At 69.9% G+C, this 12,379-nt stretch carries 11 protein-coding genes and 1 tRNA gene; 3 read left to right on the top strand and 9 right to left on the bottom strand.

Going from position 1 to position 12,379, the window contains the following annotated elements:
• Positions 1–48 precede the first annotated feature (48 nt).
• Positions 49–1,515, top strand: a complete 1,467-nt coding sequence (locus CRP56_RS15810) for a glycoside hydrolase family 18 protein (protein WP_097264499.1) — start codon at positions 49–51, stop codon at positions 1,513–1,515.
• Positions 1,516–1,611: 96 nt separating this feature from the next.
• On the opposite strand, the gene CRP56_RS15805 is transcribed toward CRP56_RS15810, so the two are convergent.
• The 4 genes from CRP56_RS15805 to CRP56_RS15790 form a co-directional block, all read right to left on the bottom strand.
• Positions 1,612–3,048, bottom strand: coding sequence for a GH1 family beta-glucosidase (locus CRP56_RS15805; protein WP_097264497.1), 1,437 nt, complete (start codon positions 3,046–3,048; stop codon positions 1,612–1,614).
• Positions 3,049–3,145: 97 nt separating this feature from the next.
• Positions 3,146–4,042: a carbohydrate ABC transporter permease gene (locus CRP56_RS15800; RefSeq protein ID WP_097264495.1), complete on the bottom strand. Its 897-nt coding sequence runs from the start codon at positions 4,040–4,042 to the stop codon at positions 3,146–3,148.
• A gap of 11 nt (positions 4,043–4,053) precedes the next feature.
• Positions 4,054–5,064: a carbohydrate ABC transporter permease gene (locus CRP56_RS15795; RefSeq protein ID WP_059191978.1), complete on the bottom strand. Its 1,011-nt coding sequence runs from the start codon at positions 5,062–5,064 to the stop codon at positions 4,054–4,056.
• 5 nt (positions 5,065–5,069) lie between these two features.
• Positions 5,070–6,386, bottom strand: coding sequence for an ABC transporter substrate-binding protein (locus CRP56_RS15790; RefSeq protein WP_097264492.1), 1,317 nt, complete (start codon positions 6,384–6,386; stop codon positions 5,070–5,072).
• A gap of 533 nt (positions 6,387–6,919) precedes the next feature.
• Here CRP56_RS15790 and CRP56_RS15785 point away from each other — a divergent pair.
• Positions 6,920–7,975, top strand: coding sequence for a LacI family DNA-binding transcriptional regulator (locus CRP56_RS15785; protein WP_097264490.1), 1,056 nt, complete (start codon positions 6,920–6,922; stop codon positions 7,973–7,975).
• A 53-nt stretch (positions 7,976–8,028) separates the two neighbouring features.
• Here the strand turns inward: CRP56_RS15785 and CRP56_RS15780 are convergent, their stop codons facing one another.
• From CRP56_RS15780 to CRP56_RS15760, 5 genes are all read right to left on the bottom strand, one after another.
• The gene (locus CRP56_RS15780) at positions 8,029–8,547 is read right to left on the bottom strand and encodes a GNAT family N-acetyltransferase (protein WP_257040793.1); all 519 of its coding nucleotides are present in this window, start codon (positions 8,545–8,547) and stop codon (positions 8,029–8,031) included.
• 100 nt (positions 8,548–8,647) lie between these two features.
• Positions 8,648–8,720, bottom strand: a tRNA-His gene (locus tag CRP56_RS15775).
• Positions 8,721–8,846: 126 nt separating this feature from the next.
• Positions 8,847–9,449: an oligoribonuclease gene (gene orn, locus CRP56_RS15770; protein WP_097264485.1), complete on the bottom strand. Its 603-nt coding sequence runs from the start codon at positions 9,447–9,449 to the stop codon at positions 8,847–8,849.
• Positions 9,450–9,584: 135 nt separating this feature from the next.
• Positions 9,585–10,778, bottom strand: coding sequence for a helix-turn-helix domain-containing protein (locus tag CRP56_RS15765; RefSeq protein WP_079306278.1), 1,194 nt, complete (start codon positions 10,776–10,778; stop codon positions 9,585–9,587).
• Between the two features lie 377 nt (positions 10,779–11,155).
• Complete coding sequence (locus CRP56_RS15760) at positions 11,156–11,470, bottom strand: hypothetical protein (RefSeq protein ID WP_097264482.1); 315 nt, start codon at positions 11,468–11,470, stop codon at positions 11,156–11,158.
• Between the two features lie 311 nt (positions 11,471–11,781).
• Here CRP56_RS15760 and CRP56_RS15755 point away from each other — a divergent pair, with 311 nt between their 5' ends.
• Positions 11,782–12,309, top strand: a complete 528-nt coding sequence (locus CRP56_RS15755; RefSeq protein ID WP_059191971.1) for a universal stress protein — start codon at positions 11,782–11,784, stop codon at positions 12,307–12,309.
• The last annotated feature ends 70 nt before the right edge of the window (positions 12,310–12,379 follow it).

Genomic DNA, 12,379 nt, shown 5'->3' with positions numbered 1-12,379 from the left:
CTAGCGTGCTGCCGCACCCCACCCCCGAACAACGAAGGCAGGCACGCCATGAGCACGCACCGGCGCAAGGTGAGCGGCAGGAACAAGGTGATCGCCGGGGCCGTCGCCGCGGCCGTGGTCGGTGGCGGCGCGATCCTGCTCACCGGCACCGCCCAGGCCGCCGGGATCGGCGCCGCGTACACGAGGACCAGTGACTGGTCGACGGGTTACACCGCCCAGTACGTCGTGACGAACAACAGCGGCGCGGCCGAGAAGGACTGGAAGCTGGAGTTCGATCTGCCGACGGGCTCGAAGCTGAGCTCGCTGTGGAACGCCGAGTCGAGCGTGAGCGGGCAGCACGTCACCGTGACCTCGGCCAAGTGGGACACCGACGGCCTGGCCGCCGGCGAGTCCGTCACGGTCGGCTTCGTCGTCAACGGCACCGGCGCGCCGACCGGTTGTCGCATCGACGGCGCCGGCTGTTCCGCGGACACCACCGCGACGCCGGAACCGACCGGCCGCCCCACCGAGACGGCTTCCCCGAAGCCGACCCCGACTCCGACTCCGACCGCGACGAGCAAGCCCACCGCCACGGCGGCCCCCACCCCCACCTCCACGAGCAGCCCCGGCACCGGTACCACCACCGACGCCGGCTTCGCCCCCTACGTCGACACCTCCCTCTACCCGGCCTTCGACCTGGTCGCGAGCGCCACGGCCACCGGCGTGAAGGACTACAACCTCGCCTTCGTCACGGACGGCGGCGGCTGCACCCCGAAGTGGGGCGGCGTGACCGACCTCGCGAGCGACGCGGTGGCCGCGCAGATCGGCGCCCTGCGTGCCAAGGGCGGCGACGTCCGGGTGTCCTTCGGCGGCGCGGCGGGCAGCGAACTGGCGACGACCTGCTCGTCGGCGGACGCGCTGGCGGCGGCGTACGGCAAGGTCGTGGACGCCTACGACCTCACCAAGGTCGACTTCGACGTCGAGGGCGGCGCGCTGCCCAACACCACGGCGAACACCAACCGCGCCAAGGCGATAGCCAAGCTCCAGGCCCAGCACCCGGACCTGGACGTCTCCTTCACCCTCCCGGTCATGCCCGAGGGCCTCACCCAGGACGGCGTCAACCTGCTGTCCAACGCCAAGAGCAACGGCGTCGCCATCGACACCGTCAACATCATGGCCATGGACTACGGCCCCGCCTACAGCGGCGACATGGGCACGTACGCCGAGCAGGCCGCGACGGCCACGCAGGCCCAGGTCAAGAGCGTCCTCGGACTCTCGGACGCTGCCGCCTGGAAGGCCGTCGCCGTCACGCCCATGATCGGCGTCAACGACGTCACCAGCGAGATCTTCAAGGTCGAGGACGCCGGCCAGCTGGTGAACTTCGCCAAGTCCAAGGGCCTCGGCTGGCTCTCCATGTGGTCCGCCACCCGCGACAAGCAGTGCTCCGGCGGCGCCAAGAACTACGCCGACGCCACGTGCAGCTCGATCGTCCAGGACGAGCACGCCTTCTCGAAGACGTTCGCCGCCTACAACTGACCGTCGCGACCGGCCATCCCCCCACGAGAAAAGCGGGGCGCGGCATCCCTCTCGGATGCCGCGCCCCGCTCCCGCTCCCCCATCTCAGCGGTGGCTTCAGATCTCCGTGGCCGCCGGCAGCGTCCCGGTCCGGGCCGCCTGCCCGTACCACAGGGCGCTCGACTTCGGCGTGCGCGCGAGGGTCGTGTAGTCGACGTACACCGCGCCGAAGCGCTTCTCGTAGCCGTACGCCCACTCGAAGTTGTCCATCAGGGACCACAGGAAGTAGCCGCGCACGTCCGCGCCCTCGGCGATGGCCCGGCGGACCGCGCGCAGGTGGCCGTGGAGGTAGGCGATCCGCTCCGGGTCGTGGACGCGGCCGTCGGGGTCGGGCTTGTCGTCGTAGGCCGCGCCGTTCTCCGTGACGTACAGCGGCAGGCCCGGGGCCTCGCGGGTGTAGCGCATGATCAGGTCGTGCAGGCCGGTCGGGTCGATGGTCCAGCCCATCTCCGTGCGCTCGCCCGGCGTCTGGTGGAAGGCGACGTCCTCCGCGGCCGGCCAGGGGGAGTGGTCGCTGGAGCCGTGGCCGTCGGCGCGCGGGGCGGCAGCCTGGGGGTCGGCGGCCGAGACCAGCGTCGGCGTGTAGTAGTTCAGGCCCAGCGCGTCCAACGGCTGGTTGATCAGGGCGAGGTCGCCGTCCTGGACGTAGGACCAGTCGGTGAGCGATTCCGTCGCCGCGAACAGCGACTCCGGGTACGCCCCGTGCAGCATCGGGCCGTGGAAGATCCCGTTGGCCAGGTCGTCGATCTTGCGGACGGCGGCCAGGTCGGCGGGGTCCTGCGAAAGCGGCCTGACCACCGACGAGTTGAGGCTCACCGCGACCGAGTTGCGGGCCGGCATCGCCGCACGCAGGGCCGAAGCGCCCAGCCCGTGCGCCAGGTTGAGGTGGTGGGCGGCCTTGAGGGAGGCCGCCGGGTCGGTGCGACCGGGCGCGTGGACGCCGGACGCGTAGCCCAGGAAGGCGCTGCACCAGGGCTCGTTGAGGGTGATCCACTGCTCCACCCGGTCGCCGAGCGCCTCGCCCAGGATCTGCGCGTACTCCGCGAACCGGTACGCCGTGTCCCGCTCCGGCCAGCCGCCCGCGTCCTCCAGCTCCTGCGGCAGATCCCAGTGGTAGAGCGTGACGGCGGGCTTTATGCCCTTCGACAGCAGCTCGTCGACCAGCTTGCGGTAGAAGTCCAGGCCGCGCTGGACCGCCGGGCCGCGTCCGGTCGGCTGGACACGGGACCAGGAGACGGAGAAGCGGTACGCGTTGAGCCCGATGTCCGCCATCATCGCCACGTCGTCGCGGTAGCGGTGGTAGTGGTCGACAGCGATGTCACCGTGCTCGCCGCCCGCGGTCTTGCCGGGCGTATGGCTGAAGGTGTCCCAGATCGAGGGCGTACGGCCGTCCTCCCGCGCCGCCCCCTCGATCTGGTACGCGGAGGTCGCGGCGCCCCAGAGGAAGGCGGGAGGAAAGGTCACCGGGGTCGCCGGCGTGACGGGTTCAGGCATGGAAGCGCTCCCAATGGAGGTCGTGGAGACCGACGGGTAGAGGGGGAGGAACAGGGGCCGAGGCGGCGGTGACCCGGCCCCCGAGAAGAACAGCGGGTCAGCCCTTGACGGCGCCCTGCATGATGCCGCCGACGATCTGCTTGCCGAAGATCGCGAAGACCACCAGCAGCGGCAGCGTGCCGAGCAGCGCGCCCGCCATGATCAGGGACTGGTCGGGCGTGTAGCCGCGGCCCAGGCCCGCGACCGCCACCTGCACGGTCGGGTTGCCGTTCTGGGTCAGCACCAGGAAGGGCCACAGGAAGTCGTTCCAGGTCTGCACGAACATCAGCATCCCGAGCACGGCCATCGCGGGCCGCGCGGCCGGGAACACCACGTGCCAGATGACCCGCCAGCTGCTCGCGCCGTCCACCCGGGCGGCCTCGATGATCTCGTCCGGCAGCGCCTGGAGCAGGTACTGCCGCATGAAGAACACGCCGAACGCGCTGACCAGCGAGGGCAGGATCACCGCCTGCAACTGGTCGGACCAGTCGAGCTTGGCCACCATCATGTACAGCGGGATCACGCTCAGCTGCGGCGGCACCATCATCGTGCCGATCACGATCAGCATCAGGGCGCTGCGGCCCTTGAAGCGCAGCTTGGCGAAGGCGAACCCGGCGATCGTCGACAGGATGACGATGGTGATCGCCGAAACCCCCGCCACGAACGTGGTGTTGATGAAGGCCTCGCCCAGGTTGGCGTCGTTCCAGGCGATCTCCAGCTTGTCGAACAGGCCCCCGCCGAACCACAGCGGCGGCGGGTTCTGCGCGAGGCGCTGGTTGTCGCGGGACGCGGCGATCGCCGTCCACACCAGCGGGAACAGCGAGCCGATCGTGAACAGGGCGAGGATGATGTACGCGATCGGACCGGCGTGCAGCGTGCCGCCCGCGCGGGCCGAGCGGGGGCGCCGGGGGCGCTTGGCCTCGTCGGCCGGCGGTTTGGTGAGTGTCGTCGTCACGGCCGGTTCTCCTAACTACTGGCGCGCAGCCGGCGCGAGATGACGTAGTTGACGATCCCGACCACGATGAGGATCAGGAACATCGTCCAGGCGATCGCGGAGGCGCGGCCCAGGTGCTGGTTGACCCAGCCCTGCTCGTACAGATACAGGCCGAGCGTCTGGAACTGGTGCTGCGAGCCGCCCGAGGCACCCTTGTTCGCGTCGAACAGCAGCGGCTCACCGAACAGCTGGGAGGCGCCGATGGTCGAGACGACCACGGTGAACAGGATCGTCGGCCGCAGCGACGGCAGCGTGACATGGAAGAACTGCTGCCAGCGGCTGGCCCCGTCCAGGGCCGCGGACTCGTACAGGTCCTGCGGGATCGCCTGCATCGCGGCCAGGTAGATCAGCGCGTTGTAGCCGGTCCACCGCCAGATGACGATCGAGGACACCGCGATCTGCGACGGCCACTTGTCGTTCTGCCAGTCGATGTTGTCGATGCCGACGTGGTTCAGCGCCCAGTTGATCATGCCGTAGTCACGGCCGAAGAGCAGGACGAAGACGAGCGAGGCGGCGGCGATCGAGGTCGCGTACGGCGCGAGCATCGCGACCCGGTAGAAGGTCGAGCCGCGCAGCTTGTAGTTGAGGATGTGCGCGAGGCCCATCGCCATCAGCAGCTGCGGCACCGTCGAGATGATCCCGATGGTCAGCGTGTTCTTCGCCGCGTTCCAGAAGAAGTCGTCGTCGAAGATCCGCGTGTAGTTCCGGAAGCCCACCCAGTGCATGTCGGTGGGCGCGGTCAGCTCCACCTGGTGCAGCGAGGCCCACCCGGTGTAGATCAGCGGGAACAGGCCGAACGCCAGGAACAGCAGGAAGAACGGCGAGACGAAGGCGTACGGGCTCCAGCGCACGTCCCGCTGCCAGCGGCGGGACAGCCGCGCGCGGCGGCGCTCGTCGTCCGGGGGCCCCGCGGACGGGCGGGCCGGGGCCGCGCCCCCCTCCTTGGCGGGGGACGCGGCGGCGGTGTCGTGCCCAGTGGTCATACGGGTCACTGGTCCAGGTTGTTGTCGATGGTCTTCACGGCGTTGTCCCAGGCGTCCTTGGGCGACTTGCCCTGGGTCACCAGGACCACACCGTTGTCGGTCAGGCCCTGCTGGATGATCTGGTCCTTCGGGCCGATCGTCTGCACGGGGATGTTCTTGGCGGCCTCGGCGAAGATCGTGCCGATCGGCGCGTCACCGGTCATGTCGTTCTTGGCGTTCTTCACCGCGTCCGAGTCGTACGCGGCCGGGGTGCTCGGGAAGCTGCCCTGCACGGCGAAGAGCTTGGCCTGCTGCTCCGGGGCGGTCAGCCAGGCGGCGAGCTTGGCGGCCTCCTCGGTGTGCTTGCCGGACTTCGGCACGGCCAGGAAGGAGCCGCCCCAGTTGCCGGACTTCGGCGCCTGGGCGATGTCCCACTTGCCCTTGGCGTCGGCCTTCGACTTGCCCTTGATGTAGCCGAGCATCCACGGCGGGCAGGACATCGCCGCGAACTTGCTGTTGGCGATGGTGGTGTCCCAGGCGGGCTGGAACTGCGTCTGGTTGCCGACCAGGCCGGCCTCGGCGGCGTCGGCGGTGAGGTCGAAGGCGGACTTCACAGCCGGGTTGGTCTTGTAGATGACCTTGCCGGAGGAGTCGTAGAACCGCTCGGTCTCACTGCTGAGGATGGCCTGCAGCAGACCGCCGGGGGAGTCCAGGAAGGTCGTACCCTTGGCCTTCTTCTGGTACGTCTTGCCGACGTCGACGAACTTGTCCCAGCTGCCCGCCCACAGCTTGCCGACCTCTTCGCGGTCGGTGGGCAGACCGGCGGCCTTGAACAGGTCCTTGCGGTAGCAGATCGCCATCGGGCCGACGTCCGTGCCGACGCCGATGGTCTGGCCGTCCTTGGTCGTGGCCTGCTGCCACTTCCAGTCCAGGTAGTCGCTCTTCTTGCCGTACTTCGACAGGTCGAGCAGCTTGGCGGACTGGGTCTGGACGACCTCGGCGATGTTGCCGACCTCGACCATCTGGATGTCCTGGAGACCGCTGTTGGTGGTGAGGTGGTTGATGAGCGCGGGGTAGTAGTTCTCGTTGCGCTCGACGACCGTCTGCTCGATGTGGATGTTGGGGTGGAGCTTCTCGTACTCCTTGTACAGGCCGGACTCCTTGAAGCCGGCGGTGCCGAAGAGGCCGAGGGTGATCGTGGTCTTGCCGCCGCCACCGCCCGACGACTCGTTGGTGTCGTCGTTGCCGTCGTCGGCACAGCCGGCCAGCAGCCCGGCGCCCAGCGACGCCACGGCCGCCAGGACCACCACCCTGCGACGGGCGGTTCGGGTACGTGCTCGCATTGAGTCCTCCTGTTGCCCTGACGTGCCGACCCCCCGGCCAACTGCGTTGTTGGGCCCGTTCGTTCATGCTGCGGCTCGGGCGGGGAACGTGCGGGATGTGTATGTGTCAGGTACTGTGGGAGCGCTCCCACCAGTGATGAGTTGAAGAGTCGTCGGTCTCGGCGGGGGTGTCAAGGGCACGGACAGTGCGATATCGCTTCGAGACTTTTCTTTCGCTGAACGGAGGCGGCTGATCCGGTTGAACGTTAGAGGCTGTTCTGTTCGTATGCGATGTGTCCGGTAGGCGGACGGCTTCCATGGTGCGACGCCCGTCCACCCGACCGCGGGGACGTGCGAGGTTGCCTTCGCGAACTCCCCGTACACAGTGCCGCGTGCAAGTCTGAACGCACAGTGTTCCGGCAAGCGGAACCGGAGCGGAAGCGGACGGCACGTCCCCTCGGACCCGGAGCGAGGTGTTCGTCGCGGGATCCGGGTGCGATCACGGCTGTTAGATTCCAGGCCAACACAGGTTCGACGGCGGGAGGCGGAGCCACATGGCAAGCCACGGGGCGCGAGCTCGGAGCGGTGGCCGGCCCACCCTCGAAGAGGTGGCCGCACGCGCCGGTGTCGGCCGGGGCACGGTCTCCCGGGTGATCAACGGCTCGCCGCGGGTCAGCGACGCGACCCGGGCGGCGGTGGAGGCCGCGGTCGCGGAGCTCGGGTACGTCCCGAACACGGCGGCCCGCGCCCTCGCGGCCAACCGCACGGACGCGATCGCGCTGGTCGTGCCCGAGCCGGAGACCCGCTTCTTCGCGGAGCCGTACTTCTCGGACATGCTGAAGGGCGTCGCGGCGGAACTGTCCGACACCGAGATGCAGTTGCTGCTGATCTTCGCGGGCAGCGACCGGGAGCGCCGCCGGCTGGCCCAGTACCTGGCCGCCCACCGGGTCGACGGCGTCCTGCTGGTCTCGGTGCACGCCGACGACCCGCTGCCCGACCTGCTGTCCCAGCTGGAGATCCCGGCGGTGATCAGCGGCCCGCGCTCGGCGCTGGAGACGCTGCCCTCGGTCGACTCCGACAACTACGGCGGCGCCCGCCAGGCCGTCGAGCACCTGCTGTCCCGCGGCCACCACCGCATCGCCCACATCACCGGCCGCCTCGACGTGTACGGCGCCCAGCGCCGCGTCGACGGCTATCGCGAGGCCCTGCGGGACGCGGGGCAGACGGTGGACGAGGCCCTGATCGAGCCGGGCGACTTCACCGAGGAGGGCGGCACCCGGGCGATGGCCGCGCTGCTGTCCCGCTGCCCCGACCTCGACGCGGTCTTCGCCGCCTCCGACGTCACGGCGGCGGGCGCCCGCCAGGCCCTCCGCGAGGCGGGCCGCCGCATCCCCGACGACGTCGCCCTCGTCGGCTACGACGACTCCGCGATAGCCCGCCACATGGAGCCCCCCCTCACCAGCGTCCGCCAGCCCATCGCGGAGATGGGCCGCCACATGATCAACCTCCTCCTGACCGAAATCGCCGACCGCCGCCCGACGGTCTCCCGCGAGCTGGACCGCCGGCAGGTGGTCCTGGTGACGGAGTTGGTGGAGCGGGCTTCGTCGTAGGTTCGGTCGGCGGTCAGCCGGACAGCGGGTCCGCAAGGGCTGCCTTCGCCGCCTCACGCCTTCAGTGACAACCGCCAGAGCGTCTCGCCCTCGTGTTGCTCCTCCGTCGGGGTCAGGCCCGCCGCTCTTGCCACTGCCGCCGATGCGGTGTGGGTGGGGTGGATGTGGGCGGTGATCGTGCGGACGTAGTGCCGGATCAGCCAGGTGACCAGGGCGCGGGCGGCCTCCGCCGCGTAGCCGTGGCCCTGCCAGGGGGTGCCGACGATCCAGGCGATCTCGGCCTCGTGGTGGCCGGTGACCGTGGCCTGGACGGTGCCGATGAGGCGGTCCTCGGCGCGGTGGTGCAGCACCCAGTTGTGCCAGGAGACGGTCGGGTGCGGGGAACCGGCCGCGAGGCGTTCGTAGCGCTCCCGCAACTCCTCGGGCGAGAGGGGCGCGCCGCCGATGAACGTGTGCAGCGCCGGGTCCCCGAGGACGACGGCCATCTCCTCCGCGTGGGTCACGCTCAGGGGGAGGAGGTCGAGACGGGGGGTGTGGATCGCGCCGGTGGGCGCGGGAGCGGGCTCGGTCACCGTCGGGAGTCTAGGCGCCGGTCCGGCCCCTGGCGTACGACGGACGCGCGCAACGCAATCAGCCGGTGACCTCTTCCGAGGCCACCGGCTGATCAATCAGGGTGAGTGACGGGACTCGAACCCGCGGCATCCTGGACCACAACCAGGTGCTCTACCAGCTGAGCTACACCCACCATGACCGGCGTGGGACTTTGTGGTGTTCCCTACCGGCCGAGAAAAAGTGTACAGGGTCCGAAGGGGTGCTCGCGCACGGCTTTTACGGCGCCCCTCCAGAGCCCTTCCGGAGGACCCTCGCCCGCCTACTGAGCAGGCAGTACGTGCTTCGCCGCGATCGTCCGCGCGGTGTCCGAGTCGGGTCCGGGCTGCGGTACGAAGATGGCCTCGCGGTAGTAGCGCAGTTCCGCGATGGACTCGCGGATGTCGGCGAGGGCGCGGTGGTTGCCGTTCTTCTCGGGGCTGTTGAAGTACGCCCGCGGGTACCAGCGCCGGGCCAGTTCCTTCACCGACGACACGTCGACGATGCGGTAGTGGAGGTAGCTCTCCAGCGCCTTCATGTCCCGCGCGAGGAAGCCGCGGTCCGTGCCCACCGAGTTGCCGCACAGCGGAGCCTTGCCGGGCTCCTTCACATGCTCCCGGATGTACGCGAGCACCTGCTCCTCGGCCTCGGGCAGCGTGGTGCCGCCGGCCAGCTCGTCGAGCAGTCCGGACGCGGTGTGCATCTGACGCACCACCTCCGGCATCGTCTCCAGCGCCCGGGCCGGCGGGCGGATGACGATGTCCACTCCTTCGCCGAGTACGTTCAGCTCGGAGTCGGTGACGAGGGCGGCTACCTCGATGAGAGCGTCGTCGGACAGCGAGAGGCCGGTCATCTCGCAGTCGATCCACACCATGCGATCGTTCATGCGAACACCCTAAAGCTGGCGCCGTGGTTTGGGAGGACCGGTGGTGCAGCCAGTCTCCCCGCCGTCGCCACGGCACGGCTGAACGCCGGACGGGATCAGTCGATCACCCCGTCCGGCGTCGGGCGCCCGGCGCCGCTACGATCCGCTGCGCTGCCCCGGCAGGCTCGCCGACAGCTGTGCCCCGGAACCGACCGCGCTCGCCGCCGCCGTACGGCGGGTCTGGAGCGGGACCGGACCGGCCTCCGGGTGGAGGAGCGGCGGCGGCCCGGAGGGGGCCCCGCTGCCGTCGGCCTCGGCCGGCTTGTCGCTCTGTGGCCGGCGCGCGCGGTACGCGGCCCGGTACGCGGCGGGCGACGAGCCCAGCTGGCGGCGGAAGTGCCCGCGCAGCGCCACCGGCGACCGGAAGCCGCAGCGGCCCGCGACCTCGTCCACCGAGTAGTCCGAGGTCTCCAGCAGCCGCTGTGCCTGCAGCACCCGCTGAGTGATCAGCCACTGGAGCGGGGCCGACCCGGTCAGCGAGCGGAAGCGGCGGTCGAACGTACGACGACTCATGTACGCCCTGGCCGCGAGCGTCTCCACGTCGAACTGTTCGTGGAGGTGCTCCAGCGCCCAGGCGACGACCTCGGCGAGCGGGTCGGCGCCGATCTCCTCAGGTAAAGACCTGTCGAGATAGCGCTCCTGACCGCCCGACCGGCGCGGGGGCACGACCAGACGCCGGGCCAGCGCGCCGGCCGCCTCGTTGCCGTGGTCCGTCCGCACGATGTGGAGACAGAGGTCGATGCCCGCCGCCGTACCGGCGGAGGTCAGCACGTCCCCGTCGTCGACGAAGAGTTCTCTCGGATCCACGTGGACCGACGGATAGCGCTTGGCCAGCGTCGGTGCGTACATCCAGTGCGTGGTCGCGGGGCGGCCGTCCAGCAGGCCCGCCGCGGCGAGGACGAAGGCACCCGTGCACAGCCCGACGATGCGGGCGCCTTCCTCGTGCGCGCGACGCAGGGCGTCGAGCGCTTCCTCGGGCGGTGGCGAGGTGATCGAACGCCAGGCCGGCACGACGACCGTGCCCGCCCGTGAGATCGCCTCCAGGCCATGTGGCGCGGTGAGTTCCAGGCCCCCTGTGGTCCGCAGTGGGCCTTCCTCGCCGCCGCACACCAGCAAGCGGTAGCGCGGCACGCCGGCGTCCTGGCGGTCGATCCCGAACACCGACAGCGGTATGGAACTCTCGAAGATGGGGCCGCCGCTGAACAGCAGCACCGCGACGATCTCCTTGCGGCGTCGCCCGGCAAGCTTCCGGGCCGCGGCTTCCGGCGCGGCAGCGGAGTCGTGGCTCATACTGCTAAGCCCCCCTCGGTGGTCGCGGCTCCTCGGTTGTGTCGCTCCTGCACGTTTCCCCTCGGTCCTGCACGAGTCCCCCGCCGTAAGACGTCAAGATCGAATCTACTGTGTCCCGTGGTGCCGGGGTGACCAGTTCGGCAACCGGCACATTGTCGACATGGCAACTTGGCGTGAAGCATTCGATCACGAAGCGTTGCACTCAGGGGCCGTGCAGGGAAGTGCGCCTCGTCGTAGTGGCCAATCCACGTAGGGTGCGAAGGGCCCCCGGGACCCTTTCCGTGCAGGTCGAACGGGGGGTGGGGGGTGTCACCGGCAACCTATGTGCGGGGCCGAGAAGTTGGCTGAAAAGATACGGGTCCGTGCGCGGAAACCGGTCAAGCGACCGGTGAGTTTCCCCCAGTGTGACGACCGCCTCGATGAGACCCCGTACCGGTCCTGTGACGACGGCCACGATGGGGTGCGGGTTCCTCCGCGAGCAAGCGCGCCGCGCCGCGCTCGGACTGGCGCAGCAGCACCCGGCAGGCGGCCGTGACGGCGGCGAGGCCGAGGGCGGTGCCGGCGGCGCCGGCGAGCGAGGAGCCGTACCCGACGAGGACCACCGGGACGAGGACGCAACTGAAGGCCGCCCAGCGGACCACGTCCGTGGCGGAGTCGGCGGAATCGGGGGAGGGCGGTCGGTGTCCGGACATGGCGTGCTCCCTGGGGGTGAGTCGCCGGGTTCAACGTCTGTTCGAGCGGTCGGTCACGTCCCGTAGGGCCCTTCGGGGGCCGCCGGTCCTTGAATCCTGTGCGAACCGCCTGTACAGCGCAGCAACCATTGCGTTACGGGCGCACCCTCGTGCATGCTCCCTGGAACCCCTTACCGACCGTGAGCGGGATCTGGGCGAAGGAGGCGTGCCGCCGTACCCTTGGGGGTATGGGGTTGGGAAGATGATTCCCGGACACAGCTCCGCCGCACACGGTCGTCCCTCCCACTAAGGATCACAACGCCGAGACAGCCATGGCCGGTCACGAATTCTTCGAACCAGCGGACCGCAAGCGGCCCGTCGCCGATCCCACGGCGGCCGAGCCCCAGGCGGCGGAAGAGCCACGCCATTCCTGCGACCCCGCCTTCAAGCACGGCGTCGTGGTGGGCTTCGACGGCTCCACGTCCAGCGAGCGCGCCCTCGCGTACGCCATCGGCATGGCCCACCGCTCCGGCTCGGGCCTGATCATCGTCCATGTCGCCAACCGGCTGCCCACGACAGTGTGGGCGGGCTGTGAGCCACCGGTCTTCGTGGACGTCCCCGACCATCGCACCGAGGTGCTCGGTCTGGAGCTGGCCTGTGCCGACTATCTGGCCGAGGTGCCCTGGATCCTCGTCGAGCGCGGTGGCGACATCTGCCACGAACTCGAAGAGGTCGGCCGGGAGTACGAGGCGGACGCGATCGTCGTCGGCTCCACGCACGGCATCGTGGGGCGCATCTTCGGCTCCGTCGCGGGGCGGCTCGCCAAGCGCGCCAAGCGTCCCGTCGTTGTGATTCCGTAACTCGTCGTTCTCCCAGGTGAGGTGCGAACCGGGAACGCCACGCCCCCTTTGTGCAGCGCGCAAATCTACT

Source organism: Streptomyces sp. TLI_55 (assembly GCF_900206255.1).
In the GTDB taxonomy this organism is placed as follows: Bacteria; Actinomycetota; Actinomycetes; order Streptomycetales; family Streptomycetaceae; genus Streptomyces; species Streptomyces aquilus.
Note: the sequence above shows the minus strand (reverse complement) of the source record. Positions and strands in the feature narration are given on the sequence as shown.

Excerpts from the sequence above, each read along its gene's own strand:
- CRP56_RS15810 (WP_097264499.1), top strand. The coding sequence starts at position 49 with ATGAGCACGCACCGGCGCAAGGTGAGCGGCAGGAACAAGGTGATCGCC.
- CRP56_RS15805 (WP_097264497.1), bottom strand. The coding sequence starts at position 3,048 with ATGCCTGAACCCGTCACGCCGGCGACCCCGGTGACCTTTCCTCCCGCC.
- CRP56_RS15795 (WP_059191978.1), bottom strand. The coding sequence starts at position 5,064 with ATGACCACTGGGCACGACACCGCCGCCGCGTCCCCCGCCAAGGAGGGG.
- CRP56_RS15790 (WP_097264492.1), bottom strand. The coding sequence starts at position 6,386 with ATGCGAGCACGTACCCGAACCGCCCGTCGCAGGGTGGTGGTCCTGGCG.
- CRP56_RS15785 (WP_097264490.1), top strand. The coding sequence starts at position 6,920 with ATGGCAAGCCACGGGGCGCGAGCTCGGAGCGGTGGCCGGCCCACCCTC.
- orn (WP_097264485.1), bottom strand. The coding sequence starts at position 9,449 with ATGAACGATCGCATGGTGTGGATCGACTGCGAGATGACCGGCCTCTCG.
- CRP56_RS15765 (WP_079306278.1), bottom strand. The coding sequence starts at position 10,778 with ATGAGCCACGACTCCGCTGCCGCGCCGGAAGCCGCGGCCCGGAAGCTT.
- CRP56_RS15760 (WP_097264482.1), bottom strand. The coding sequence starts at position 11,470 with ATGTCCGGACACCGACCGCCCTCCCCCGATTCCGCCGACTCCGCCACG.
- CRP56_RS15755 (WP_059191971.1), top strand. The coding sequence starts at position 11,782 with ATGGCCGGTCACGAATTCTTCGAACCAGCGGACCGCAAGCGGCCCGTC.